Below are 25,996 nucleotides of genomic sequence, written 5' to 3'. Positions count from 1 at the left end.
TGGCAGCCACTATGGTTTTACCGACACCGGTGTCAGTACCGGTGATAAACAGTCCATTACTCATCGCAGCATCTCCTTTGCAATCACCAGCCCCAGATCTTCAATCATCCGCAGATCATCGGCAGGCTGGCGTCCTTCCTTGGTTAAATAGTTTCCGGTCATGATCCCGCTTGCCCCAGCCAGAAAGACCCAGGACTGCAGCTCCCGCAGGTTACGTTGCCGCCCGCCACAAACCGTGATATGGGCATCCGGCAGGATCAGACGAAACAGGGCAATGGTATGCAGGCAGTCAAGCGGGGTCAGCTGTGGCATGGCCGCCAGCGGCGTGCCGGGTACCGGATCCAGAAAATTGATCGGCACCGAATCCACCTGCAGCTCTCGCAGGGTCAGTGCCAGCTCAACCCGCTGGGTCATGGACTCACCAAGACCGAACAGACCGCCGCAACAGACCCGCAGACCAACCTGCCTGGCCAGCCGAACGGTAGCAACATCATCGTCATAGTCATGGGTGCTGCAGATCTGCGGAAAGAAACTGCGGGAGGTCTCCAGATTATGGTGGTAGGTCACCAGACCGGCTGCCTTGAGCTGTTCTGCAGCAGCACGGGTCAAGGTACCCAGCGAGGCACCGGGGGCGATTTGCCCTTCAGCACAAATGGCCCTGATGGTAGCACAGACCTGCTCCAGCTCGTCGCCTTCGCTGACACCACTACCGCTGGTCACGATACCGTAGCAGGCAGCACCATGTTCAGCGACCGATCGAGCTCCGGCCAGCAGGGTATCCTGATCCAGCAATGGATAGCAGACCACACCGGTACTATGATAGGAGGACTGGGCGCAGAAGGCGCAATCTTCCGGACAGAGTCCTGATTTTGCGTTGATGATTCCGCAGAGTGAAACGCGATTACCGAAGTGGTGCTCCCGCACGCGGGAGGCAGCAGCAAAAAGTAACGAGAGGCGTTCCCGCGGCAGATCGGCCAGAACCAAGGCCTGCTCACAGCTGATGAGATTACCGTCTATGATTGTGTTGACAATTTTGTCTAACGTACTATCGTTAATAATCATGGCAGGTTGGGTAGCATGGAGCGGACTGGCTTGTCAACCCGATCAATCACCAAAAGTTAACAAGCAGCCAGATTCGCAGATACAAACCGTTAAATTTGTATAATAATGCCGCAGAAAGATTGACGTTATGATTTCTTTGACTATACTTTATCCGTATCCAGTCACCGGCATTAACAAACCATCTATTTCGTTGCTTCAACGACAAACCACAGGAGGAAGATATGAAAAGGCTGTTCGCACTGGTTGTCATGTTCTCACTTACTACCTTGGCAACAACCGCATTTGCTGGCGAGATGAAGATGGTCGGCACAGTCAGCACAATCAGGATGGTTGGCGGTGGCGCTGAAATGACCATGAAAGACCGCAAAACTGACGCAGCGGTTGTACTACAGGTCCGTGACCACTCCAATATGGAAAAGATTAAGGACCGCAAGGTCAGAGTTGGCGATGAACTGCGTCTGCGCTTTGATAGCGACAGCAAGGTGGTCAGGACAATCCAGAAAACTGCCGGCTGCTAGTAAACGACACCCAACAAACATTTAAAGGCCTGCTTCTGCAGGCCTTTTTTATTGGTTAACTAGCCGGTAATAGAGATCACTTCGTCGTAGGTGGTGGCACCTTCCAGCATTTTTCTAATGGCAAGCTGACGCAGCGACATAAACCCGTCCTGTTCAGCAGCACGAACAAGTTCAGCAACATCCACCTTATCGCCAACCATGGCCCTGGTCCGTTCATTCATCTCAAGCACTTCAAAGATGCCGGTACGCCCTTTATAACCGGTACCACGACACTCCTTGCACCCTTCCCCCTCATAAACCGTCAGATGCTCATCAGGCAGCTGCAGATAGGTCCGTTCCTCCACAGACAGCTGACGCGGGACCTTACAGTTCTTGCAGACCTTGCGTAACAGACGTTGTGCAATAATACCCACCACCGTTGCCGTAACCAGATAGGGGGGGACCCCAAGATCAAGCAAACGAGGAATGGATGAAGGGGAGTCATTGGTATGCAGGGTGGATAGCACCAGGTGACCGGTCAAGGCAGCCTGCACCGCATTTTCAGCGGTTTCTTCATCACGGATCTCACCCACCATGACAATATCAGGATCCTGGCGCAGAACAGTCCGCAGGATATTACCAAAGGTGACACCAACACTCTGCTGCACCGCAATCTGATTAAACTCCTCCATCACCATTTCAATCGGGTCTTCAATGGTAACGATATTGACTTCCGGCGACGAAAGGGTCCGCAATGTTGAATAGAGCGTCGTTGTCTTTCCGGATCCGGTAGGGCCGGTAACCAGAATAATTCCGTTTGGGCGATGGATAAAGTTGTTAAACAGGGCATATTCCCTCGCATAAAAACCGATGGAATCCAGATCCTGCAACAGGATATCCGGATCAAAAATCCGGATGACCACTTTTTCACCAAAGGCAGTGGGAACAGTTGAAACCCGTAGTTCCACCTCTTTATTATTATGGCTGGTTTTGATCCGGCCATCCTGAGGTCGGCGTTTTTCAGCCAGATCCATCCGGGAAAGTATCTTGATTCTGGAGACAATCGGAGCATGCAGCGGCTTGGGCAACAGATGAATGTTGTGCAACAGACCATCCAGACGAAAGCGGATCAGACATTTTTCCCGCTTCGGTTCAATATGGATATCACTGGCACGCTGGTCAAAGGCATACGACAACAAAAAATCAACCGCAGAGATAACATGACGGTCATTCCCCTCCAGCTCATGTTCACCCTTCATCTTGAAGAGCTGTTCAAGGTTACCAAGATCGACAACGGCAGAGGACTCTGCCTCCGCTGCCAGCACTGATGCCCTGAACCCATAAAACTCACGCAATATCTTCTGGATATCAGTGCAAGAGCTGAGGACCCGGGTGACCTTCAGGCGATGGGCTGTTGCAAACTCGCTCAAGACCTGATCGTTAAACGGATCAGCTACCGCAATTGCCAGACCGCCATCGCGGACAGCCACCGGTACTATCAGATGTTTCAGGGCAAAGGGACGCGGAATATAGGAGGTGACAACATCAAGGTCAAGTTTCAGCGGATCAATTTTCAGGTAGGGAATATTCAAAAAGGACGCAAGCGCTTCGGTAATGGCATCTTCTGATACAATACGCCCGTTGCCGCCCGGAGTTTCAAGGTTAAATGAAGCCAGCACCTGAGCTGGAGAAGGGGCCTCGCCTCCACGATGCAGCCGGCGACCACCAGCTTGCGGACCCGCAGTCAAGCGGCTTTCCTGGGCTTTGGCCTTGGCAAGTACCATGGCACGCTGCTCAACTGTAATCAGTTTTTGTTCCAGAAGGATAGCTGTTAAATACTCTAATGTTAATGCAGACTGTCGCGTCATACCACCCGCTTACGTTATGGATTTATGATTTTATTCTTCTTTAGTCCTTCTTCGCGTTGCTGCTCAATTCGCTTACTAACCGCCTCAAGCACCTCTGCCTCACTATACTTCGGCTTGCTTGCAAGTTTTGGCAACTCTGATTCCGCCCCTGCCATGGCAGCAGCCATTGCTTCCTGTTTTGCCATGGCCTCAAGCACCTGCTTCTTCTGCTCTTCGTAGAAAATACTATCCTTGGCCAACTCCATTGCACTCTTGATCACCCCTCGCAGGGTAAACGCCAGCAGCAGCAACGGCACAATATCCTCAAGCCAGTAGTCAGTACTACGCTCGCGCATCATCGTTCCGGCCAGCAGGCCAGCACAGGCCATCAGGGCACCAAAAAGGTTCCCCAGAAAGCGAAACTCAGCGCCTTCGGTATATCCTTCACCACTCTTTTCTGGCACAGCTTCTTGCCTCCCAAGTAACTTCCATTGCTGGAATCTGTGCCAAAACGATAACGTCTATTGCACAGGATATGTATCTGCAAACTGAAGACAGGGATATCGTTTCTCTTTTCGGCAGAACAGTCAATAAACTTGTGCGATTCCATAGATTTCTTTACATTTTTTTGCAACGATCAACAGACTTCAGTAAAAGACTGACCTCACGCTTTCAGAGTATCCCCACCACCGCGCCGGTCATCAGCGATGCCAGCACACCGGCAACCAGTGCCTTCACCCCCATGGCTACAATTTCATCCCGTCGTTCCGGGCACAGACTGCCAAGACCGGCAATCAGGATGCCCAGACTGCCCAGATTTGCAAAACTGCACATGGCATAGGTCATAATGATTCTGGTTTTGGGACTGAACGCCGCCTCAGGCAATGATGAAAACTTGATGTAAGCCAGAAACTCGTTCAGGACAATCTTGATCCCCATCAGCGATCCGGCAGTACCGGCCTCAGACCACGGTACGCCGATCAGCCAGACGACAGGAGCCATCAGCATCCCCAGCAGCCTTTCCAGGGTTACCGGTCCCCCCATAACATCAGGTAACTGTCCCAAGCCGATATTAGCCAACTTTACCAACGCAACAAAAACAATCAGAATAGCCACGATGTTAACCAGCAGTTTGAGGCCATCCCAGGTCCCCTTGGCCAGTGCATCCATGGCACTGGTTGCCTCATAGGAGGTAAGTTCTCCCCCCAGCGTCTGTTCCCGAGTCTCGGGCACCATAATGGAGGCGATCACCAGCGCGGCAGGGGCATGAATAATGGAGGCGGTCAGGATATGCCCCAACGCATCAGGAATCGCCCTCTGTAATACAGTGGCGTACAAAACCAGCATGGTACCGGCAATACAGGAAAGACCGGTGGCCATCATGGCAAACAGCTCACTGCGGGTCATACGGACAAGGTAGGGGCGGATCAGCAGCGGTGATTCAATCATCCCCAGAAAGATACAGCCGGAAGCTGCCACCCCAAGCGCACCGCCAATCCCCATGGTTTTACGCAGTACCCAGGAAAATCCCTGCACCACTTTTGGCAGGATGCGCCAATAATACAAAACCGCTGTCAAGGCGCCGATTACCAGCACCATCGGCAAGGCCTGAAAGGCCAGCGAAAAAGAGCCGCCCGGCGCTGTTTCTACAAACGGCAGCGGTCCTCCTCCCAGATAGCCGAACACAAACGAAGTTCCGGCCTTTGTAGCCTCCTCAAAGGCTGCAACAACAGTATTCAGGCCCATAAACAGCTGCCTGAACGGAGCTGACTTAAGCATGAGCAGGGCTATCAGCAACTGCAGGGCCAGACCAGCCAGAATCAGACGCCAGTGCAACACACGCCTGTTTTCGCTTAAAAGCCAGGCAGCTCCCAGCAAAACGGTAATGCCAAAGATTCCATGCAGCACGAGTCACTCACTCCTTTATATCAGTTAGCGGGCAGCACGCTGATCCGCTGTTCAGTGCTATTGCGGACAGTGCCAAGTTTTTGCAGGTAATCCCGCATGGCATCACTGTCAATCATGCCGGTATCGCTTTTGAACCCGGCGGTTGCCTTGATCACGCCAAAACCGTCACCGCCTTTTGCCACAAAGGAATTAACCACTGTCCGGTAAACTGCAGTCGGCTCCACAGCGTTACACCTGCCATTACCGGTACAAATTTGAAGCTTTGTGATCCGGGCCCCCTTGTCTGCTGACATATGCAATGAAAAGTGCAGCCCGGCAACATAGGGCATGGTCAACAGATCTTTACCAAATTTGGTAATCAGAAAGGCAACTGTATCCTCCAGAGCCTGTTTCAATTCAGCACCGGTCAAATCCACCAGCACCAGACTATTGTTAAACGGCATGACTTCAAGCAGGTCACCGGCAGAGATCTTACCACGCAGCAGATCCCGCCGGATACCACCGTAGTTCAGGATAGCCACCTGCGCCCTGGGCACTGCCGCCAGCATGGAATCCGCCGCCAGCGGCCCTGGACCGCTGTTCAGACCGCGCACCAGATCTTCTGCTGCTGTTGCAATGGCAACCGTGCGATAGGCTGCCACTTTCTGCCCGTAGGGGGCAAGCATGGCCACACTCTGTGGATCTTCTGCAACAATGCGTGCGATACCGGTACGCTCAAGGGTGGCCGTAATTGTCTGATACGCAGCTGTTCCGGGTTGTACTACCTGATCATTACGGACAAAGCTGGTGCCAGTCGGAATCACAGCAGCATGGCTATACTGTTCAATCTCGCCGTCCGGGCTAAAGGCTGCCTGTAACCTGCCCAGAAAATGGCCCCACTGCCAGGCCTGCAGCACCAGCACCCGCTTGCCATCAGCCCCTTTCAGCTCAGTTGGATAGACGGTTTCAGGCAACAGGCCAATTTTCAACAGAAGTGACTCGTCTCCCATCAGGGTATGACTGTGCCCGCCAACCACAATATCAATACCGGCTACTTTTGCAGCCAGTTCCCTGTCCTGCTGATAGCCAAGATGTGATAGCACGATGATCTTGTTGACGCCCATACCTTCCAAAACGGCAACCTGTTTACGGACGCTTTCTGCGGCATCGTTGAAGACCACCTTGCCCACCTGCATGGTGGTCTGTGGCGTAGTTTCCGTGGTTACACCAATAATGGCGATCTTTTCGCCGTGAACCTCCTTGATCAGATACGGCTTGACCAGACCAGCCAGGGCAGGCTCCGCAGAAAAATCAATATTGGCAGACAGCCAGGGAAATCTGCTGCGTTTGATCCAGGCCGGGATAGCTTCCGGCCCCCTATCAAACTCATGGTTGCCAAAGGTCATGGCATCCAGACCGAGCAGGTTAAGAAAATCAAACTCCGGCAGACCATTAAACAGGGTAAAATAGAGTGTTCCCTGCACCACATCACCGCCATGCAGCAGCAGCAGTTCCCGGTCCTCGGCCCGCATCTGGTCAACAACGGTCTTCAAGCGGGCGAAACCACCCAGCTGTGCTGTGACTGTCTCCCCCTGCATGGCCAGGTTAACCGCCACCGGCTCCAGGTGTGAGTGGGTGTCATTCATATGAACAAGCGTAAACTGATAACGACTCGACTGGTTGCTGCAGGCGGCCAGCAGCAACGACAAAACCAGTAATAACAACCGAAGACTACGGCCTGGACAACAGGGTTGCAACATACTGCGCTACTCCTGCTTCCTGATCACGTGTGATTGATCTTTGATGCCGGTGTAAAACACCACCAGTTTGACCGTTTCTTTCCCCTTATTGATACCGTTATGCTGGGTGCCCACCACCTCAATAATCGCATCGCCGGACTTGTAGGTAACATGTTTGCCACCCTCCAGCACCACCTCAAGCTCACCGGCCAGCATGTAGGCATAGACCGGCACGTCATGCTTGTGCCAGCCGGTTTCAGCCTTGGGGGCGATCTCAACCAGCATTGCCGTCACTTCAGGGTTAGTGGTCACCGGATAGGCGATCTTCTTGCCATCGGCAGTCACGCTGGTCTTAACCAGAAGCTGCGATGTAACTCCGCTTTTGTACCCTGTCGAAACCGGTCCACCCTCAAACAGCAGTTTTTCTCCGACAAAATACCGCCCGATCCCCTTATGTTCCCAAAAGGTACGGGCTCCATCACTGTAGCGGGCACCTGAGCCGGATACCGTAGCAGGCAGCACCACCCGGCTGCCATCTGCCAACCCTACTGCAACCGTGTTGCGATCAAGATCAAAACAGGCATTCAGCTGCGCTCCGCCATCAGAACGGTAAGCAGCGGCAACGTTGCGAGGACCATTACACTCAAGGGGTGCTGCATGGGCAGGCAGCAATGGCAGCACCAACAAAATCACAACAAGTGTCAATCTCTTCATATTTTTCCGTCCCTTCCTGATCATACACCGATATCCTCATTCCACAGTTCCGGCTTATCCGCAATAAATTGTTCCATCAAGCTGATGCACTGCTCGTCCTGCAGTACATCCACCTGCACCCCGCGGGAGCGCAGCAGTTCCTCTTCACCCATGAAGGTCCGATTCTCGCCGATCACCACCCTGGGGATGCCGTACAGCAGGATGGCGCCGCTGCACATCGGGCAAGGCGACAGGGTGGTGTACAACACTGCTTCACGATACACCGCAGCAGTCTGACGCCCCGCATTCTCCAGGGCATCCATCTCGCCATGCAGAATGGCGCTTCCCTTTTGCACCCGCCGGTTATGGCCACGCCCGATAATCCTGCCCTGATGGACAATTACCGCGCCAATCGGGATACCGCCTTCTGCCAGTCCCTGGCGCGCCTCTTCAATAGCAGCCTGCATAAAACTATCCATAGAGCCCTCCTTCATGGTCTGTTCACTGTGCCTCTCGCATCTGGTCATGAAATACCTGTACCGCATTTCTGCCCTTTTGCTTGGCACAGTACATTGCCAGATCGGCATGATGAAACAGCACCTTCTCTTCACTGCCATGATCCGGGTAAATGGCAATACCGATGCAGGCGGATATCAGCAAGGTATGGCCCTCAATGTCAAAGGGAACTTCAAGTGCCAGACGGAGTTTTTCAGCAACCAGAACAGCATCAGCCGTCCCTTCCAGCTTGGGTAACAGTACTAGAAATTCATCTCCACCGATCCGCCCCAGGGTATCTGAGGCACGAACAGCATCCCTCATCCGCTGGGCCACCTGCTTCAGTAAAAGATCACCTACGGCATGGCCATAGGTATCATTCACCGGCTTAAAGAGATCCAGATCAACAAACATAAGGGCCAGACGGTTAGCCTCACGCTGAGCCAGGGCCAGCGCCTGCAGCAAGAGTTCCGAAAAAAGGGTCCGGTTTGGCAAATCGGTCAGGGAATCGTACTGCGCCAGATGTGTCACCTGCTCTTCCACCTTTTTGCGGTCGGTGATATCAAGCTTGACCGCAACAAACTGCTGCACCGCTCCAGCAGCATCAAACACCGGCGCGATATGCGCCTCCTCCCAGAACAGTTTCCCGTCTTTGCGCTTATTTTTGAACTCACCCGTCCAGGCATCACCCTTGCCAAGCGTATCCCACAACTCTTCATAGACTGATTTTTCAGTTAATCCCGATTTAAGCAAACGAGGATTCTGCCCGACTATCTCTTCTGAAGAATACCCTGTTACCTTTGAAAAACATGGGTTTACATACTGAACAGTTCCATTTTGATCTGTAATAACAACTGACACAGGACTCTGCTCAATTGCCACCGACAAAGATCTCAAATCTGCTTCAATCCGCCTGCGTTCGGTTATATCCCGGTCAATAAAGAACAATTCCCTTGGATTGCCCTCTTTATCGCGCAGGATCTCTGCATTGGCTTCAACAAAAAATCTACTGCCATCCTTACGGATCATCAGGTAATCATCTGCACCGGTATAGGTGCCATGCAACATCATTTTTATCCGTGACGCAGCCTTTTCGTGGTAAGCCGGATCAAGGAATTCAAACATATTTCGCCCCAGCAGCTCCTCAGCAGAGGCATACCCAAACATCGTTAACAGCCTGTCAGAAACCTGTCGTACAACCCCTTCCATTGATACTATGGCGATACCATCAGGTGATGTTTTGACAATGGTCCTCCAGAGTTCTTCACTCTCAGACAAGGCGGTCGTGGCCTGTTCATTCTGCTTCATTATCTGGGCCAGACGCCGGTTGACCCGATAGATATAGATCGCAATGCAACTCGCAACAAAGACTGCTGCCAGCGCCATCCCCAGGTAGCGATAGAGCCGTTTAAGATTTCCTGCCGGCGGTTCATAGAGAAAACCCTCCAGCGGGAAATTGGCAGGAAGCAGTCCTATACTGGCATAGGTATCGGCAATATGGCGCCAGCGACCGGAGTTCATGTAACCGATCTCGATCAGATTAGGCTGTAACAGGGGAATCATCTGATCAGACTCGTGATGCAGATACTCCCGGGTATGCCTCTTGGAGTAGTTGCTAAGAATCAGGTCGATTATATCATCACGGTGTTCCTTGGCATATTGCCAGCCCCGCATGGTTGCAGCACGAAAAGCCTCTACCCGCTCAGGATGGCTTTTCAGCTCAAGTTCCGACGTAAACAGATTGTCGCCGTAAAAGTCAATTCCCGCCGAGCGGGGGGTAAAGGTCTGGTACGGATACTTTGCCTGTTTGAAATAATAGGGTTCGTCGGAAACATATCCGGAGATAGCCTCTGTCTGCCCCTGCATCAGGCCTGCAGCATCAAAGCTGTGTGGAACCAGCTGCAGTTGATCCAGAGAGACCCCTTCCTTTTTCAGGAAGGCGATCAGTTCGTCTGTCTGCGGTTCAAGCATCAGCCGTTTTCCGATCAGATCCTTAACCTGCCGGATATGCGGTGCTGCATATATCTCGTAGGGGGATTGCTGAAAGACCACGGCCTGGACCACCACCGGCGTACCTGCTCCACGGGCCAGCAGTAATCCGCTGGTACCGACACCATACTGCGCTCTGCCTTCCAACACCGACTGTATGGGATTGGTTTGCGGTGTTGCTTCCAATATGGTGACATCCAGACCTGCCTCACGGTAATAGCCCTGCTCTTTTGCCGCATAATAGCCCGCAAACTGAAAGGCATGGGTCCATTTCAGCTGCAGCGTAACTTTCTCCAGTGCCTCCGCAGATTGCAACGGCATGAGCATATAAACAGCCAACAGGAGATAGATCAGTATATGAATCCGGTTATGCACAAAAGGCATCGGCCTCTCCCTTGCAAAAATCGACAACAACCTGCACAAACGCCTCTGGCTGTTCTGTCTGCACTGAATGAGCCGCCCCCGGCACTACCTTCAGGACGGCGTTGGGCAACTGCTGCGCCAGATAGTCAGAATTTTCCAACGGCATCAGCAGATCCTGCTCACCAGCCAGCACCAGGGTTGGCACTGTAATCCGCCCCAGCCAGGGAGTCGCGTCAAAATCTGCAATTGCCTGCACCTGCTGTCTGAATGCCTGCGGAGACTGTGGCCATGGGTAGCTGAGCAGATAGGTCAACACCATATCCACCATCGCACTGTTTTGAAAAAAACGTTCCGTAAAGATCCAGTACAGGATGCTGCGAAACCAGGCAGCACGGTCATGGCCGGACTCATACCAGACAGCCCAATCCTGAAACAGCAGGTTATTGCGGACAGAATTCCGGCAGGATGTGGCGACCAGCACCAGCCGTTCAACCAGATCAGGATATTGCCGTGACAGCTCCATAGCAATCATGCCCCCCATGGAATGCCCCACCAGACTGACCTTTGCCAATTCCAAGTGGTGTATCAGGGCCGCACAATCATCGGCCATCAGACTGATACCGGTCATGCACTCCTGGCTTGAACGCCCTACGCCACGGTTATCCAACACAATAACCGTGTACTGTTAGGCCAATCCCTCGATCACCGGCAGCCAGCTCTGTGAGTCTGAGGCCAGCCCGGCAATCAGCAGCAGTGGAGGACCGCTGCCCTGCTGTTCATAGTACAGCTGAATATCAGTATGTATGAAAAATGGCATACAACTCCCCTTTTAACGGCTCAACAGCACACAAAACTTACTTCAGCAGGTGGCTGGCAAGAATTTTCTGTACCTCATACACGTTCAATTCACTCGTAAACCTTTTTTCCATCGGGACCGTTTCATTACCGATCCACAGCTTTAACTCTGCATTCAGATCAAAGCTTCCGCCTGTCTGCACACTGAACTTCACGATAGAACCATAGGGGATCGAGAGGTATTCCAGCTGCCTGCCGGAAATCCCTTGAATCTCTACGACAATCAACCGTTTATTGGTAAACAGGAGCGTATCTCTGGCAACAACAAACCCTGCCTCAATGATCTCACCATCAATCAGCAACTGACCATAGTCAGCATGAAATTTTCTGATTTCAGCTGTTGCGATATTTTTAGAATCACCAGAAAAAAGTCCCATAATTCACTCCATACGACACGTTATCCACAGATTTTTTACTTCGGCGTACGAGTATTACCCCAGCTCAAAGCTGGTGATACCGTAGATCTGATCCAGCGGCAGTTCCGGCGCTGTGCCATGGTAGACACGGGCCGTTTCAAAGACTTTCTGCATCTGATGCCGTTCCACCAGCTCCAGAGCAGCCTTGTTGCAGACCGGAATATCCAGAAATACCGGTTGATCAACAGCCAGCCCGGCAAGTTCTCTGAAGAGCTGATCAGCAATCTCCGGCGTGTCGGCAAACAGCGGCGCAATCTTGAAGCCACGGTAACAGGGGCGCAACACGCCGTAACCCACCAGACGGTCACCATCCATGATAACACGGCCCCGGCTGCCGGGGCGGCTGATCCAGCTCTGCAGAAAGGCGGTCCGTTTGGCCGGAAAGAAACGGCGGTCGTAGCGTTCCAGCTCCTCAAACGGCACCGTAGAAATATCTGCAAGGATTGCTTCCGCAGGCCTGCCAATACCTTCATAGCGGGCGTTGCAATGGGCAATGGCAACCCCCATCTGCTGTACATACTTGTCCAGCATGGCCACCACCCCGTCAAGCCCGTAGACGCGATCCCCCATGTACGCCAGCAAGGCATCGCAGAGCTTCATGCCGATACCCAGATGCCGCAGCTCTTCTTTTACGATGTAGAACCCCAGAAAACCGAAGTTTTCGTCATAGGCAACGGCTGAGGCGGTGCCAACCGGTTCTCCGTTGATTTCCGCAATAAAAAAACCGTTTGGGTCTGCGGCATAAAAGGGATCAACATCATGTAGCCCCGGATTCCAACCTTCATTTTTAGCCCATTCAACAGCCAGCTTCAGATCATCCTTATGCATACGACGGACAGTTATTTTCTCGTTTGACATACCATTTTCCCTTACCCCTGTGATCACAGCATACCAGACTGCCGACATGCAGCAGCCTGTACAGTTACTCGGTCCGCCCCACCAGCACCTGCGTCTTGATCCATTTCCCCAGTATCTCCTGCAGACGCCCTTCACGACGCATTCGGGCCAGTTCCTGATTAAGCTGAGCCAGCAGGGCCGGATCATTCTTGCGCACAGCCCAGGCCAGCGGTTCATCGGTCAACGGCTCAAACAGCCCCACCAGCCCCTGATGTTGGGTGGCAAGGTCTGCGCTGAAGCGCCAGACCGTGGGGGCGTCATGCACAAAGCAGTCGATACTGCCCTGTTCAAGCGCCCTGACCCCTGCCTCAGTGGTATCAAAGTGGGTGACCCCACCCCAGGCGAAAGTCTTGAGTGCGTATTGTTCTCCGGTACTGCCGCGCTCCACACCGATTTTGACACCGGAAGACTGATCAAACAGCGCCCTGGGGAAACGCTTGATATCCTTTTCCCGGATCAGCAGCATCTGTCCTACCTTCAGATAGCTGTCGGCGAAACTGACCTGGCCCTGACGCTCAGCCGTTATCGACATCCCGGCCATGATCAGATCAATCTGCCCGGCCTGTAGCGCGGGGATCAGGCGGTCAAACGGAATAACCTCATATCTGATACTGCGGCCGGTCTGCCTGGCAAGCTGCTGCGCCAGATCCGGTTCGATCCCGGCCAACACGCCATTCTGCATAAACGCCAGCGGCGGATAGTTGGGAGCGATGCCCACCCGCAAATCAGGACCGCTTGCACAGCCGCCCATCAGCCCCAATAACACCAACAGAAACGCCAGCACCAATCTCCGATATCCGTACCCCATCATGCCTCTCCTTATCCTTATCCTGTTGTACTACAGCATGCTGACCAGCATAGCAGCATGGATAACCATACCAGACAAAATGTTACTGGCAACGGCTTGTAATAACAAAAAACTACGATATTCTGAAGGCACAAAAGGAGATCTTAATCCCATGAAGGTATCCCTTCCAGGCCAGACCGCCTTAGCATTGACTGTTACCGCCCTGTTCTGCCTCCCTGCCCCTTCTGTGGCAGTTGATCTGGCCGTTTATAGCGACCAGTTCAGAAAACTGGCCACCGCCCGGAGCGAAATCCTGGCCATCATGGGTGGTGATGACGGCATCAGCGGAGGTACCTACCATTTCTACGACGACGGCACCCGTATGAGCATCACCAAACTGGGCGGTAAGGGGACCCTTGGCGAGCCGAACCGGCTTGGTAATGGCGACATAACCTGGTACCCGCTGTTAGGGGGCACTATCGGCTATATCAGCGGAGATAACAGCTTTAACAACAACCCGGTACTGACCGGCAACAAGGAAAAATTTGCCACCTTTGCCGTCGGACTGGAGTCCGGGATAAAGCTCAATCTGACCAAAGAACTGAGTATAGGTCCTTCCCTTGGCCTGATTTACGCCCATTCAGACAGCAGCTTTGAACCGGGCACCGCGTTAGGTACACATTTGAAACAGCTCTATGGCGGGCAGCTCTTTGACTGGAACATAGATACATTATCGCTGGTGCCTGCACTGGATATCCAGTACGAAAAACCGTTGAACAACGACCTGAAGCTGGCCCTGCTCTCGCGCTTCGCCTGGTTTAACACCTGGTCTGTTGCAAGCTCATCCAGCTACCTGCATGGCAGTGGAAGCTCCTACGATTGGGAAAATCGGGTGGATCTTGATCTCAAGCTGCCACTTAAACTATTCGGTTTTCCGTTGCATACCGGCGGTTTTGTTGCCCTTGACCTGCTGGGGGATGATTTCCGAGATACGGTAGGCACCAACACCATGTACACGATTAACGGCCGCCTGGTACTGGGTGAACTGACCGGTCTCTGGAAACTCAACTGGCTGGGGCTAGGGGTTTCCTACATTGCGGCAAAGAGCTTTTACGGCTACTCCGTGGGGCTTGATGCCCGCCTGAAATTCTGAGGTCTGTCACAGCAGTCTGGCTGGCTACCTGCAGATTCTGTCATATCTTTTCCCCCCGCCAGGTAATGGCAACCATGGTAACATCATCTGACTGTGGTGCACCGGCAGCATGGGCGGCAACATCAGCCCGAATGGTATGCACAAGCGCTACCAGGTCTTCTCTGGGCGTCTTCTGCAAGGCATCCAGCAGTTGCGGCTCGCCGTACAGTTCGTCGGCAAAGTTGCACGCCTCAGTCACACCATCGGTATAGAGAAACAACGTATCTCCCGGCCGCATGACCAGCCGTTCAGTGGTATAGACCATATCTTCCATCGGCCCCAGCACAAACCCCGGTTTTAGCGCAAGATAGCGTACACCCTCTGCGTCCATGATCAGCGGCGGGTTATGTCCGGCATTGGCGAACTGAACTTCTCCGGTTTCGGTATGCAGGATACCGCAGAACACCGTGGCAAACATGCAGCTGTCATTATCTTCAGCAAGGATCGTATTAACGCAGGAAAGTATCCGGCTGGGTTCGCCAAGCCGCTGTCCTTCTGACTTAAGTAGGGTCTTTGCAACCATCATGTAGAGTGCTGCAGGTACCCCCTTACCGGAGACATCGGCAATCAGAAAACAGAGATGAGTTGGATCAATAAAGAAGAAATCATAGAAGTCGCCGCCTACTTCTTTGGCAGGATCCATTGAGGCGAAGATATCGAATTCAGGCCGATCCGGGAAGGCGGGAAACAAGCGGGGCAGCAGGCTGGCCTGGATGTCAGTGGCCACCTTGAGTTCACTCTGGATCCGCTCCTTGGCTGCCGTGGTTTCAGTCAGGTTCTTGATATAGTCCTTAAGTGACTCCTGCATAACCTGAAAGTCACGGGACAACAGCCCGACTTCATCCTGCGAACTGACCACAGGAAGTTCCACATCAAAATTACCCGCAGCAATCTCATCAGTGGCAGCAGCCAGCAAACGGAGCGGCTTGGTGATGGAACGGGCAATGGAGATCACAGCCACTGTCAGCAAGAGGACGCCAATCAACCCCATCACCGCCATGGTCATACTCAGGCGGGTGACATTCTCAAGCAGCTCCTTTTCAGGAAAAACCACTGCCAGGGTCCAGCCGGTTGAGCGGATCGGGGCGTAGTACATCCAGCTTCTGACCCCCACCAGACTCTTGTACAGGATGAAACCGGACTCCCCCTTGATCATCTTCCTGCCCAGTTCCCGCATGGCTGGGTCATTACGTTCTTCCGCAATGCTGAAGAAGGTCTCGTTCATGACCGCATCTTTCAGCGGATGGGCAAGCACCATCCCGTTGCGTGACAGCAGGGCGGCGTAGCCGGTTTTAAGTATCTTGACCGACGAGATCAGCTGGGTCAAAGACTCCAGCGAGATATCCGCTGTCACAATCCCCTTAAGCTGCTTCCTGCCGTTGTCGGCACCATAAAACGGCACCGAACAGGTTGCCATCAGGACGTTACCTGCCCCTTCATCAAAATACGGCTCACTCCACTCCATCCTGCCCAGCTCGCGGGGTATCTGGTACCAGTCCCAGTACAGGTAGGGCAGCTGCTGGTAGGCTGTTTCCAGACGACTGAAGGCGATCCCGCCTTTGTGGCGGTAATAATAGGGGGCATACAGGCGGGTTGCGGCGTTAAAGGCAAACGGTTCAAAAGCCACGGTTGAACCGTAGAGTTCAGGGTTCTGTTCCAAGGTGGTCTTGATCAGATGGTTCAGCTCCTGCGCTGTGTGACGGCTGGTTTCCAGCTCACGGGCCATCCCTTGCACCACCTTGACAACCGATACAAGTTCAGTCTCCACCCGATGTACCAGTGAGCCGGCAAGATTACGTGCATTTGACTCAAGCTCCTGTTCAAGCATGACACGGGAACGATGATAATTATAGCCCAGGATAACGGCAAAAATCAGCGCACTGCAGAGGGTAATCACCAGGACCAGCCTGGTGGCAATACTAGTTCGAGCCAGCATCCGACCTCCCGGTAAAACGACGGTAGTCAGGATATACCTTAATCAGGCCATAGGCGCGCATCGCCTGGCCAACGGCCTCATACTCCTGCTGATTGAGCAGCCCTTGTTCACCTTTTGCGGTTGGCGGTATGATCAGATCCCGCATCCGCTCAAGCATCCATTTCTGGTGGGCACGGTTGGCTGGCAGTTGCGCCGCACGCATCTGCCTGATGACGATCTCCAACGCCTCATCAGGATGGTCAAAGGCATAGTGCCACCCCTCCAGCGAGGCAGCCACAAAGGCCTTTGCCAGGGCCGGATCCTTTTTAAAATTCCTTTCCAGGGTATAAATACCGTCTTCAGGGAACTGTATCCCCTGTTCATTAATCCGGATAACAGACAGCTCATCCCCATCAACCCCGGAAGAAAGAATCGTATGGTATTCGTTGTACCACATGGCGGATGTCACTTCGATCCCGCCCCGCAAAAAGAGATTCACGGTATAGGACTGAGGCACCTCACGGACCGCGATCCCCTGCCTGGCAAAGATGATCCGGGGAGGTAACGACAAGTCCCCTGCCCACAGCCCTACTTTCCTGCCGTTCAGATCTGCCACGGACTTGATCCCGCTGCTCTTTCTGGATATCAGCAGCAGAGATGATCGCTGAACCATCTGGGCCAGATTGACCAGCCGGGTACCGGCAGCCTGCTGGCGCAAAGCGGTTGTCAGCCAGAGTACGGCAAAATCGGCACCACCATTCTTTAACATCTGTTCAGGTGAATACCCCGGCCCTGCCGGGAGTATCTTCAAATCAATGCCATGACGGGCATAGATCCCCTTTTCAAGGGCGACATAATACCCGGCAAATTGAGCCTGGGGGCTCCAGAGCGGCATAAGGGTGGCTTTTTTCAGTGGAGAAGCGGCAGCAGAGGCAGTAAAGACGGCACTCCAAAAAACCAAAACCAGCAGTGTCCTTTTCAGCACCAGCTTCAGTCCCTTTGAACACCATGCACGCCATAGTAAGCTCATCATACAGCTCTCCAGCCTGGACTGTTCATCATATGCGCGGCATTGGCGCACGCATGGTGGCACCAAGACGACGCAACCCTTCAGAACAGTCCAGCTTCTGCACACACAGCTCAATCAGTACCAGTTTGTCCTGTTCCGCAGCAGCGGTTTGCAAGGCAGCATGCAGCCCCCCTTCCGTTGTCACCCGGATGCCGATCCCGTCTGCACCGGCGTTGAAAAGTTCAGGAAGACCGGCATACTGCCACATCTTGATGTCGTTGTAGGGACCATCCTCATGCAACATCCGTTCAACCAGATAACCATCGTTATTAATCAGCAACACCACCGCAGGAATCTGCTGCCGCATCAGCGTAGAGAGCTCCTGAACGGTCATCTGGAAGGCACCGTCACCGGTCAGGACCACCGGACGGCTGCCGGGCCGGGCCAACCCGACTCCCAGTGCAGCCGGAGTACAATAGCCGATTGAAGAGTAGAATGATTGGACAATAAAACGCTCGGCCTCTTCAATGGTAAATTCCGGTGCCGCACAGAAGGCATCGCCAGGTTCTGCCAGCAGGATCATGCTGTCATCGAGAAAGCTGTGGATCGCCTCGTACATCCGGGCTGCAGTCAGCGGGGCCATCATGTCCGGGACAAAATCTCCACTGGCAATGCGCGGCTCACCGGGATGCAGATCCAGATAGGAACGGGTCCGCAGACGCGGCACAAGTTCATAGATCAGATCACCGGGAAGGACCTGACGATACAGCTGGGCGCCGATCCGCACGGTCTCACGCCCCACCTCAATCACCCGCTGCGGATCGATATGGTTACTGAAGATGCCGGTATCCAGATCGGTCATCCAGGCCCCCAACGAAAGCAGGCAGTCCGCAGACTCAATCTGCTGCTGAACCGCCGGCCTGCTCCAGCCCCCCTGGTACAGCCCGATAAACTGGGGATGCAGCTCCGGCAGCACTGATTTGCTGCTAAGCATGGTGGCAAACGGCAGCTCGGCCTGCTCAACCAGCTCCAGCAGTTCCTGCCCCAGACCGAAGCGAGACACCTCAATACCGGCCAGGATAGCCGGGGAATGTGCGTTGTTAACCAGCTCTGCAACAGCATCTGCACAGGCCTTCAGGCTGTCAGGATCAGAACACCGGACCACCGTGGCAAGGGGAGCAGAAGGAGGCAAACACACAGCGCGGGCCATATCGGCAGGCAGTTCCAGATAGACCGGCAGTTTACGGCTGACACAGGCAGCCAGCAGGCGATCAATTAGCTGCGGGGCAGTGGAAGGGTCATCCAGCAGCGCAGCATCAACGGTCACCTTGCGGAATATCTCCAGCTGTCGGTCATAGTCAGCCACCAGGTGATGCACCAAAGCTCCTGTCTTGCGCCTGCCGCCAGGAGGAGCGCCGCTGATCAACACCAGCGGAACCATCTCTGCAAACGCCCCTGCCACAGCATTCAGGATACTGAAGCCACCTACCCCGTAGGTTACCACCGCCCCACCCAGCCCGTTCAGACGGGCATAACCATCAGCGGCGTAGCCTGCGTTCAATTCATTGCAGTTTCCAACCCATTCAATCGGGCTTTCAACAACCTGATCCAGAAAATCCAGCACATAATCACCAGGCACACCGAACAGGTGATCAACACCCAACTCTTTCAGGCGCTGCAGCAGATAGGTTGAAACCGTGTAGTCCGTTGACATTTTGTGCCCCTTTCAATCGGGTCTCATGATGTGTGACAGCAGCCCTGCAACAGCCAGAGACCTAGTGCCTCTCCCGAGCCAGAAACGAACCGGCAGCTGCCACGGCAAAAAGCCCGGCTCCAACCAGATAGACTGTGCTAAAGGCTGACAGCAGCTGTGTACGCGCAATGGATTTAAGCAGATCTGCCTGCAGCTTGCCTGACTGCTGCAGTGCAGCCAGGGTGAAGATGGTTTGAAACAGACAGACACCAACCGTCATCCCTACCCTGCCCACCATCCGAAAACTGCCGGACACCGCCCCCTGCTTGCCCGGCGGCGCCATGCCCATTACCACGTTATTGTTGGAAGGGATAAAGGTAGCCATTACCAGCGCCAGTCCCACAAAATAGACGTAGACCGGCAGCATCCCCGCAGTATGCAAGAAATGACTGAAGCCAAAGGAGACCAGCACACCTGCCAGCAGCGCTGTCGTACAGAGGATGCGCGGATTAATCCGCTTTGAAAGCTGCCCGGCCAGCGGCCCCATGGCCATGTAGATCAGTGAATAAAGCAGAAAAACCGTTCCGGCCCGCTCGGTGGGCAGCCCTTTCACGGTCATTAGATAGAAGGGGGTGATGAAGTTATGGCCGGCCAGATAGCAAAGGCAGAGAAAGTTGGCCAGATTGCCAAAGTTAAAGGCAGGTGAGCGGAACAGGCTGTAATCCAGTAGAGGATGAGCAGCTTGACGTTCCCAGAGGATAAAGATGACCAGACTGACCACAAACAGCACCGCAGCCCCCAGTACCGTTGGCGCCAGCCCAAGGCTGTTCAGTTTGCTGAAACTGTAGATCAGGCTGACCAGGGCCAGGGCGCTGAAGACTGAGCCGACGTAGTCAAACGTAGGCAGCGGTGTCTTTTCAGAGGCAGAGAGATCGGCAGGCAGGACCCGCCTGGCAACCAGCATGGCCACAATGCCGATTGGAATATTGATCAAAAAGGCCCAGTGCCAGGATAGCAGTCCGGTGATCAATCCACCCAGCGGCGTGCCGACCGATATCCCCAGCGCCGCTGCCGTTGCCAGGGCACCAAAGGCCGGTCCGCGCTGCTCCGGTGGCAGATAACGGGGTACCATGGCCGGGGTCAGGGCATACAGCACCGAGGCACCGATCCCCTGCAGAGCCCGGCTGGCCACCAGCCAGCCCAAGGTAGGCGAAAAGGCACAGCATAATGAGCTGAGAGTAAAAACCGCATAGCCCAGCATGAACAGCCGTTTAATACCGATCCGGTCTCCCAGGGTGCCGAACACCAGCAGCAGGGCAGTGACCGTCAGCTGATAGGACATCACCACCCAGGAAACCGCTTCGGTGCCGACCTTGAAATAGTCCGCCATCACCGGCAGCGAGATATTAACGATGTAGGAATCAGCATTGACCATAAAGGTGGCAAAGGCGATGCTGAACAGGATCCAGACACCTCTGCTTTTTGTCGTAACCTGCGCTCCGGTCACAGCGTTCCTTCCAGGGCGTAACGGGCCATCTGCTGGCCATTCATGCCGGACAGCCCCATTTTTTCAACGGTTCTGCCGCTTGACCAGTAATCCACCCCATTGGCCATGCAGGCCACATTCACCATTGCCTCGATCCGCGGCACCGGCACACCGATCTGTCTGCCGATTGCCGCAATGGTCGCCAGACCATAGGGGATATCCTCGGTCACATAGCGGTGATTCAGACTGTCGGGCGCCATCTGGACGTTATGGGCCGAAACCTGATACATCATGTCATAGGCGCTCTCTCCCTTAACCTTGTACAGCACCTGCATGGTATCCATAAATGAGAAGGTCTCACGACAGAGCAGTTTGGCCACCTCCATCCGCTCATGATCCACCGCCTCCATGATCCGTCCCACCGAAGGGGTGATATCGTAGTGGGAGTTGCGGTACGGCCCCATCTGCTCAATCCGGCTCATGTTCATGAGGGTCGAAATCGGGTGGATGATCAGGCCCGGCGCATCAATACTGGTCTGCAGCACCCCCATGCTGGGGGAAAGCTGGGGATAGAGGTCCGTCAGAACCCAGAGTGCCTCGGCAGTCCGTTTTGCCGGAAGCGCGGCAAAGGGCAGCTCTTCCTTGGCTGCCTTGATGTTGACATGCCCCAGCCCCTTGGTCTTGGCAGCAAAGATAAATGACGTGGTCTCGCCGATAATAAAATCATCGAAACGTCCGGCCTCCCGCAGCATCTTTGCAAAGACCAGCGTACCGAACTTGCCGGGATTAAAGACCACGATCTGCCCTTTTTCGCCATGCTCAATCAGGGCATGCATATACGGTTCCTGACCAAAGGCAGGCACCACCACCATCACCACCTCAGCACCTTTCACAGCGGCGGCAATGTCGGTCGTCATCATGGCCGGTTTTGCAAATCCAACCGGGGCACCACTAGAGGTAACCCCCTCCACCATAATCCCGCCAAAGGCCATCAACAGTTGCAGGTTAGAGGCATGCTTCGGATCTGCCGCCAGCCGCACCTCATGCCCCGCCAGGGTTAAATCCCCTGCCATGGCAATACCGCCGTGACCGGCCCCAAGAATTGCTACTTTCATACGTACACCTCATTTTGTCATATAAACCGCAGTTGCAAGTATGCCACAGCTTATATAAATGTGAAGCAGTGCTGGATTTTTTTATTTCCTGTGGTAAAACCCAGATTAACGGTTTTTTCACCAGCATATGGTGCGTATACGACATTCTCGCCTCTCTTTTATAGCAGCTTCGCCTACTGGGGAACCGATGACCACCACTCCGGAACAGGACCAACAAGTGCTCAAGCACTACAGCAGCCTGCGCTTCAGAATCATCACCAGCGTGCTGTTGCTGCTGACGGTACTGGTGCTCATCTCCAGCTGGCACAGCTACAAAGGCTATCAGGTTGCGATCAAAAATGCCGAGCAACAATCCCGCAGTTATGCACTGGCCCTCAAAGAACATGCAGAACGGGCATTTTCAGAGGCAGACCAGATTTTACAAAACGCCATCAAAGAGATAACGATAGCAGGCGGTAGTGAGAAACTGCCTCCTGCAACCCTGACCAGACTGCTCAAACTCCACAACGCCAATCTACCGCATGTTTCAGGCATAACGGTGATCAGTCCCAACGGCATGGTTCGCGCAACCTCCCATGCTGATGTGGTTAAGCTACCCGATGCCTCACAACGTCCTTACTTTATTTACCATCGTTCCAACCATAGCCATGAAGTGCTGATTAGTCCGCCGGTCAAATCCCTTGCAGACGGAGAGTGGGGTTTTATTCTCTCACGCCGCATGGAAGACCGGGTCGGCACCTTCACCGGTGTTGTCCTGGTTTTTTTCGATATCAGTTACTTTGAAAAGCTTTACAGTTCGATTGTTGAAGGCCGCAACGGCCGCTTCACCCTGGCCACCACCACCGGTGGTGATTATCTGGTGCTGGTTCCCTCCGATCCCAAGGTATATGCCAGTGCAAAAAAAACCGCACCATTCTTCCGCAAGTATGTTCAGGAACAGCCCGTCCGCACCTACCATAACAAAAAATCAAATATTGCTGCCGAATATCGGATCATCTCCTATCACCGCCTGGACCAGTATCCAGTAGTTGCCATCAGCTCCTTTGGCAGGGACCAAGCCATTGCTGATTGGAAAGATACCACCATCAAGCAGGGTGCTATTACCGCCCTGCTCTGCCTGCTGGCCCTGCTGCTAACCCGCATCCTGCTGATCCAGATCAAGCAGCTTAACCTGACCAACCAACTGCTGCAGCTGCAACAGGAAGAACTACGAACAGCAAAAGAGACTGCCGAGTCAGCCACCCAGGCCAAAAGTGAATTCCTGGCCAACATGAGCCACGAGATTCGTACCCCGATGAACGCTATTATCGGTCTGACCCAACTGGTACTTGCCTCTGACCTGCCGCCGCAACAGAGAGAATACCTTGAGCGGCTGGATAGTTCGTCCCACAGCCTGCTGGATATCATCAACGACATCCTTGACTTTTCAAAGATCGAAGCCCACATGCTGACCATTGAAAAACAGGAGCTGAATCTGCCTGATCTGATACGGTATGTGTTTAATCTGTTCACTCCAACAGCCCAGAAAAAAGGGATACAACTGGAGCTGAAGCTACCTGCTGAGCTCCCGACGCACCTTTCAGGTGACCCTCTACGCCTGACCCAGGTACTCAACAACCTGATCAGCAACGCCATTAAATTTACGGATCAAGGACAGGTTACAGTCATGGCAGAAGTTGCCGAATTGACCTCCAACACCGCGGTGATCTGTTTTCAAATCAGTGACACCGGCATCGGTATCGACACCACACAGCTCGACAACCTGTTTCAGCCCTTTACCCAGGCCGACGGCTCAATTGTCAGACGCTTTGGCGGCACCGGCCTGGGGCTTTCCATTGCCCGAAATCTGGTGGAACTGATGGGAGGCAGCATTACCGTCAGCAGCCAGCCGGGCAAAGGCAGCTCGTTTGCTTTCACCATCACCTTTGATCTGCCGGTTGAAGTTCTTCCCCCCCCAGACCGTCGGTTTGCTCCTCTGTCCCAATACAACGATATTTTCTGCGGAAACCGCATCCTGCTGGTTGAAGACAACGAAGCCAACCAGTTTGTGGCACGCCAACTCTTAAGTCGTGCCGGGTTGGAGGTAACTATTGCCCACAATGGAAAAGAGGGCGTTGAACTGGCTCAGCAAGAGACCTACGATCTGATTCTGATGGACATGCAGATGCCGGTCATGGACGGCATCCAGGCCACCCTGAAGATCAGGCAACTGTCTGAAGCCAGCAGTATTCCGATCATTGCCATGACCGCCGCAGCCAGCGACGCGGACCGGGAAAACTGTCTGAATGCTGGGATGAATGACTATATCAGCAAACCGATCGTGGCAACTGAACTGTTGGCAAAAATTGCCAATCATCTCGCTAAGGGATCAAAAGATGCGTAATCAACTTACCGTTGTTGGGCTGCTGCTCTGCTTGCCAGTACCTGCGGCTGCCCAGCCGGCAACTATTGACCCGACGGTCCTGCAGCAGATGCAGGAAACCATTCGGCAACAGCAGATGCAACTACAGCAGCAGGCAGAGCAGATTAAGGCCCAGTCCGATATTCTGCAAAGGCTTCAGCAACAGATCAGTACCATACAGAAAGCAGCACCATTAACGGTTCAGACACCCTCATCAGCCTCAGTTCAGGTTTTGCCGCCTCCCACGGTCACCTCTGGTAATGACAAAATCAAACTGGCCATCTCCGGCCAGATCAACCGGGCCGTAGTGGTTGCCAATGACGGCTACAACAGCACCCTCTACCATGTGGACAACACAGCCAGCAACAGCCGCTTCCGGCTCGTGGGAACGGCCAAGGCCACTGAAGATCTCAGCATAGGCACCCGGATAGAGATTGCCGTATCACCTGACCGTTCCTCTGCAGTCTCACAGCAGCAGAAGACCCTGACCGACACCTACTTTGACCAGCGTTGGGTCGAGATTTCGCTCACCAGCAAGACCTTTGGCAAGCTCTCCATCGGCAAGGGTGATACCGCCTCCAACACCACGGCAGAGACCGATCTGTCCAAGACCGATGTGGTGCAGTACGCCAGTATCACCGACATGGGGGGTGGCTTCCTGTTTCGCAGCAAGAACGGCACAAAACCTTTCATACCCAACGGCACAAGCAACCTGAAGGTTTCCGATGCCTTCAGCAGCTTTGACGGCCTCTCCCGTCAATCACGACTGCGGTATGACAGCCCCAACCTCTACGGTTTCAGTCTGGCAGGATCGCTGGTCAGCAATCAACGCTCAGACCTGGCCCTGTTCTGGGGAGGCCAGGGCTATGGATTCAAAGGGGCTGGTGCCTTTGCTGTCTCCAACCCCAAGCTGGCAAACGGCGGACTGCTCTATGACGGTTCATTCTCGCTACTACACACCGCTACAGGCCTGAACCTGACCCTGTCCGGTGCCCTGCAGCAGTACACATCCCGCAAGGATGCCACCAACCTCTATGCCAAGCTGGGCTGGCTGGCCACTTTTACCAACCTTGGTAATACCGCCTTCGGGGTTGACTACACCCGTTCAGAGCATCTCGCCCAGGCCGGAGACAAAGGTTACTCAGTCGGCGCTGCAGTGGTGCAAGCCTTTGAAAAGTTTGCCACGGAACTGTATTGCCAATACCGGATCTTCTCACTGGACAGAGCTGCAGGTAGCACACCGGTTTCTGACATCAACATCGGCACCTTCGGGGCCAGGGTCAAGTTCTGATGAAAACTGTTTCCAGTTTGCTGCTTCTGATACTGCTGGCCGGTTGCAGTGGTATCAAACCGTACCAGCCCCCTAACCACCGTGAAGAAGGACCACAACAGGGACTTTTCACCGGAGAAAAGGGAGCATTTGAGATTGGCATACTGCCCAAAAAAAACCGCCCCGTGGGGCAGAAGGAGGAAACGCGATGAAGATGTTCTCAAAAACAATCATACTTCTGGCTGTTCTGCTGATTCCCGCTATCTCTCTGGCTTTCAGTGTTGCCGGCAGCTATTCAAGCACCGAAGGCGCCGTTACCCTGCATCAATCAGGGGACCGCGTCACCGGCAACTATACCAACGACAATGGTGAGCTGACCGGCCTGATG

24 protein-coding genes are annotated in these 25,996 nt (G+C 53.8%); 6 read left to right on the top strand and 18 right to left on the bottom strand.

Annotation, left to right across the window (positions count from 1 at the left end; all coding sequences use genetic code 11):
• Nucleotides 1–60: 60 nt before the first annotated feature.
• Nucleotides 61–1,062: a biotin synthase BioB gene (bioB, locus tag OEL57_RS03850; RefSeq protein WP_300737297.1), complete on the bottom strand. Its 1,002-nt coding sequence runs from the start codon at nt 1,060–1,062 to the stop codon at nt 61–63.
• Between the two features lie 221 nt (nt 1,063–1,283).
• Between bioB and OEL57_RS03845 the strand changes: the two genes are divergently transcribed.
• Nucleotides 1,284–1,580, top strand: coding sequence for a hypothetical protein (locus tag OEL57_RS03845; RefSeq protein WP_300737294.1), 297 nt, complete (start codon nt 1,284–1,286; stop codon nt 1,578–1,580).
• Between the two features lie 59 nt (nt 1,581–1,639).
• Here OEL57_RS03845 and OEL57_RS03840 read toward each other — a convergent pair whose 3' ends face one another.
• The 12 genes from OEL57_RS03840 to OEL57_RS03785 all read right to left on the bottom strand — a co-directional run bounded on the left by OEL57_RS03840 (nt 1,640) and on the right by OEL57_RS03785 (nt 13,551).
• Complete coding sequence (locus tag OEL57_RS03840) at nt 1,640–3,427, bottom strand: GspE/PulE family protein (protein ID WP_300737292.1); 1,788 nt, start codon at nt 3,425–3,427, stop codon at nt 1,640–1,642.
• Nucleotides 3,428–3,441: 14 nt separating this feature from the next.
• Nucleotides 3,442–3,870 (bottom strand): hypothetical protein, encoded by a 429-nt coding sequence (locus OEL57_RS03835; protein WP_300737290.1) that lies wholly within the window; start codon nt 3,868–3,870, stop codon nt 3,442–3,444.
• Between the two features lie 208 nt (nt 3,871–4,078).
• Nucleotides 4,079–5,314 carry a NupC/NupG family nucleoside CNT transporter gene (locus OEL57_RS03830; RefSeq protein ID WP_300737287.1) on the bottom strand — a complete coding sequence of 412 codons (1,236 nt, stop codon included), beginning with the start codon at nt 5,312–5,314 and terminating at the stop codon, nt 4,079–4,081.
• A gap of 20 nt (nt 5,315–5,334) precedes the next feature.
• Nucleotides 5,335–7,053, bottom strand: a complete 1,719-nt coding sequence (locus tag OEL57_RS03825) for a bifunctional metallophosphatase/5'-nucleotidase (protein WP_300737285.1) — start codon at nt 7,051–7,053, stop codon at nt 5,335–5,337.
• Nucleotides 7,054–7,059: 6 nt separating this feature from the next.
• Complete coding sequence (locus tag OEL57_RS03820) at nt 7,060–7,746, bottom strand: cupin domain-containing protein (RefSeq protein ID WP_300737282.1); 687 nt, start codon at nt 7,744–7,746, stop codon at nt 7,060–7,062.
• A gap of 20 nt (nt 7,747–7,766) precedes the next feature.
• Nucleotides 7,767–8,204: a nucleoside deaminase gene (locus OEL57_RS03815; RefSeq protein ID WP_300737280.1), complete on the bottom strand. Its 438-nt coding sequence runs from the start codon at nt 8,202–8,204 to the stop codon at nt 7,767–7,769.
• A 22-nt stretch (nt 8,205–8,226) separates the two neighbouring features.
• Entirely contained in the window at nt 8,227–10,593 is a 2,367-nt protein-coding gene (locus tag OEL57_RS03810) for a PAS domain S-box protein (protein ID WP_300737271.1), read from the bottom strand.
• Nucleotides 10,577–11,245: an alpha/beta fold hydrolase gene (locus tag OEL57_RS03805; RefSeq protein WP_300737300.1), complete on the bottom strand. Its 669-nt coding sequence runs from the start codon at nt 11,243–11,245 to the stop codon at nt 10,577–10,579. The genes OEL57_RS03810 and OEL57_RS03805 overlap by 17 nt, the downstream gene beginning before the upstream one ends.
• A gap of 12 nt (nt 11,246–11,257) precedes the next feature.
• Nucleotides 11,258–11,389, bottom strand: coding sequence for an alpha/beta fold hydrolase (locus OEL57_RS03800; RefSeq protein WP_300737266.1), 132 nt, complete (start codon nt 11,387–11,389; stop codon nt 11,258–11,260).
• Between the two features lie 37 nt (nt 11,390–11,426).
• Nucleotides 11,427–11,804 (bottom strand): PH domain-containing protein, encoded by a 378-nt coding sequence (locus tag OEL57_RS03795; protein WP_300737263.1) that lies wholly within the window; start codon nt 11,802–11,804, stop codon nt 11,427–11,429.
• 54 nt (nt 11,805–11,858) lie between these two features.
• On the bottom strand, nt 11,859–12,701 hold the full coding sequence (locus OEL57_RS03790; RefSeq protein WP_300737261.1) for a GNAT family N-acetyltransferase: 843 nt from the start codon (nt 12,699–12,701) through the stop codon (nt 11,859–11,861).
• 64 nt (nt 12,702–12,765) lie between these two features.
• Nucleotides 12,766–13,551 carry a transporter substrate-binding domain-containing protein gene (locus OEL57_RS03785; protein ID WP_300737260.1) on the bottom strand — a complete coding sequence of 262 codons (786 nt, stop codon included), beginning with the start codon at nt 13,549–13,551 and terminating at the stop codon, nt 12,766–12,768.
• Nucleotides 13,552–13,699: 148 nt separating this feature from the next.
• Between OEL57_RS03785 and OEL57_RS03780 the strand changes: the two genes are divergently transcribed.
• Complete coding sequence (locus tag OEL57_RS03780) at nt 13,700–14,680, top strand: hypothetical protein (protein ID WP_300737259.1); 981 nt, start codon at nt 13,700–13,702, stop codon at nt 14,678–14,680.
• A 40-nt stretch (nt 14,681–14,720) separates the two neighbouring features.
• Here the strand turns inward: OEL57_RS03780 and OEL57_RS03775 are convergent, their stop codons facing one another.
• The 5 genes from OEL57_RS03775 to OEL57_RS03755 all read right to left on the bottom strand — a co-directional run bounded on the left by OEL57_RS03775 (nt 14,721) and on the right by OEL57_RS03755 (nt 21,937).
• The gene (locus OEL57_RS03775) at nt 14,721–16,655 is read right to left on the bottom strand and encodes a SpoIIE family protein phosphatase (protein ID WP_300737257.1); all 1,935 of its coding nucleotides are present in this window, start codon (nt 16,653–16,655) and stop codon (nt 14,721–14,723) included.
• Entirely contained in the window at nt 16,639–17,667 is a 1,029-nt protein-coding gene (locus OEL57_RS03770; protein WP_300737255.1) for an ABC transporter substrate-binding protein, read from the bottom strand. Before OEL57_RS03770 ends, OEL57_RS03775 begins: the two co-directional genes overlap by 17 nt.
• Nucleotides 17,668–17,692: 25 nt before the next feature.
• On the bottom strand, nt 17,693–19,357 hold the full coding sequence (locus tag OEL57_RS03765) for an alpha-keto acid decarboxylase family protein (protein ID WP_300737251.1): 1,665 nt from the start codon (nt 19,355–19,357) through the stop codon (nt 17,693–17,695).
• Nucleotides 19,358–19,418: 61 nt separating this feature from the next.
• The gene (locus tag OEL57_RS03760; protein WP_300737249.1) at nt 19,419–20,843 is read right to left on the bottom strand and encodes an MFS transporter; all 1,425 of its coding nucleotides are present in this window, start codon (nt 20,841–20,843) and stop codon (nt 19,419–19,421) included.
• Nucleotides 20,840–21,937: an NAD/NADP-dependent octopine/nopaline dehydrogenase family protein gene (locus tag OEL57_RS03755; RefSeq protein ID WP_300737247.1), complete on the bottom strand. Its 1,098-nt coding sequence runs from the start codon at nt 21,935–21,937 to the stop codon at nt 20,840–20,842. Before OEL57_RS03755 ends, OEL57_RS03760 begins: the two co-directional genes overlap by 4 nt.
• Before the next feature lie 187 nt (nt 21,938–22,124).
• Between OEL57_RS03755 and OEL57_RS03750 the strand changes: the two genes are divergently transcribed.
• The 4 genes from OEL57_RS03750 to OEL57_RS03735 form a co-directional block, all read left to right on the top strand.
• Nucleotides 22,125–24,320, top strand: a complete 2,196-nt coding sequence (locus OEL57_RS03750) for a hybrid sensor histidine kinase/response regulator (RefSeq protein ID WP_300737245.1) — start codon at nt 22,125–22,127, stop codon at nt 24,318–24,320.
• Nucleotides 24,313–25,629, top strand: a complete 1,317-nt coding sequence (locus OEL57_RS03745; RefSeq protein WP_300737243.1) for a porin — start codon at nt 24,313–24,315, stop codon at nt 25,627–25,629. The genes OEL57_RS03750 and OEL57_RS03745 overlap by 8 nt, the downstream gene beginning before the upstream one ends.
• Nucleotides 25,629–25,820: a hypothetical protein gene (locus OEL57_RS03740; RefSeq protein ID WP_300737241.1), complete on the top strand. Its 192-nt coding sequence runs from the start codon at nt 25,629–25,631 to the stop codon at nt 25,818–25,820. Before OEL57_RS03745 ends, OEL57_RS03740 begins: the two co-directional genes overlap by 1 nt.
• The coding region (locus OEL57_RS03735; protein WP_300737239.1) for a hypothetical protein at nt 25,817–25,996 on the top strand (180 nt) is incomplete at its 3' end. The genes OEL57_RS03740 and OEL57_RS03735, both read left to right, overlap by 4 nt.

It is taken from the genome of Trichlorobacter sp., from assembly GCF_030247655.1.
GTDB lineage: Bacteria > Desulfobacterota > Desulfuromonadia > Geobacterales > Pseudopelobacteraceae > Trichlorobacter.
This window is presented reverse-complemented; position numbering and strand designations above follow the sequence as displayed.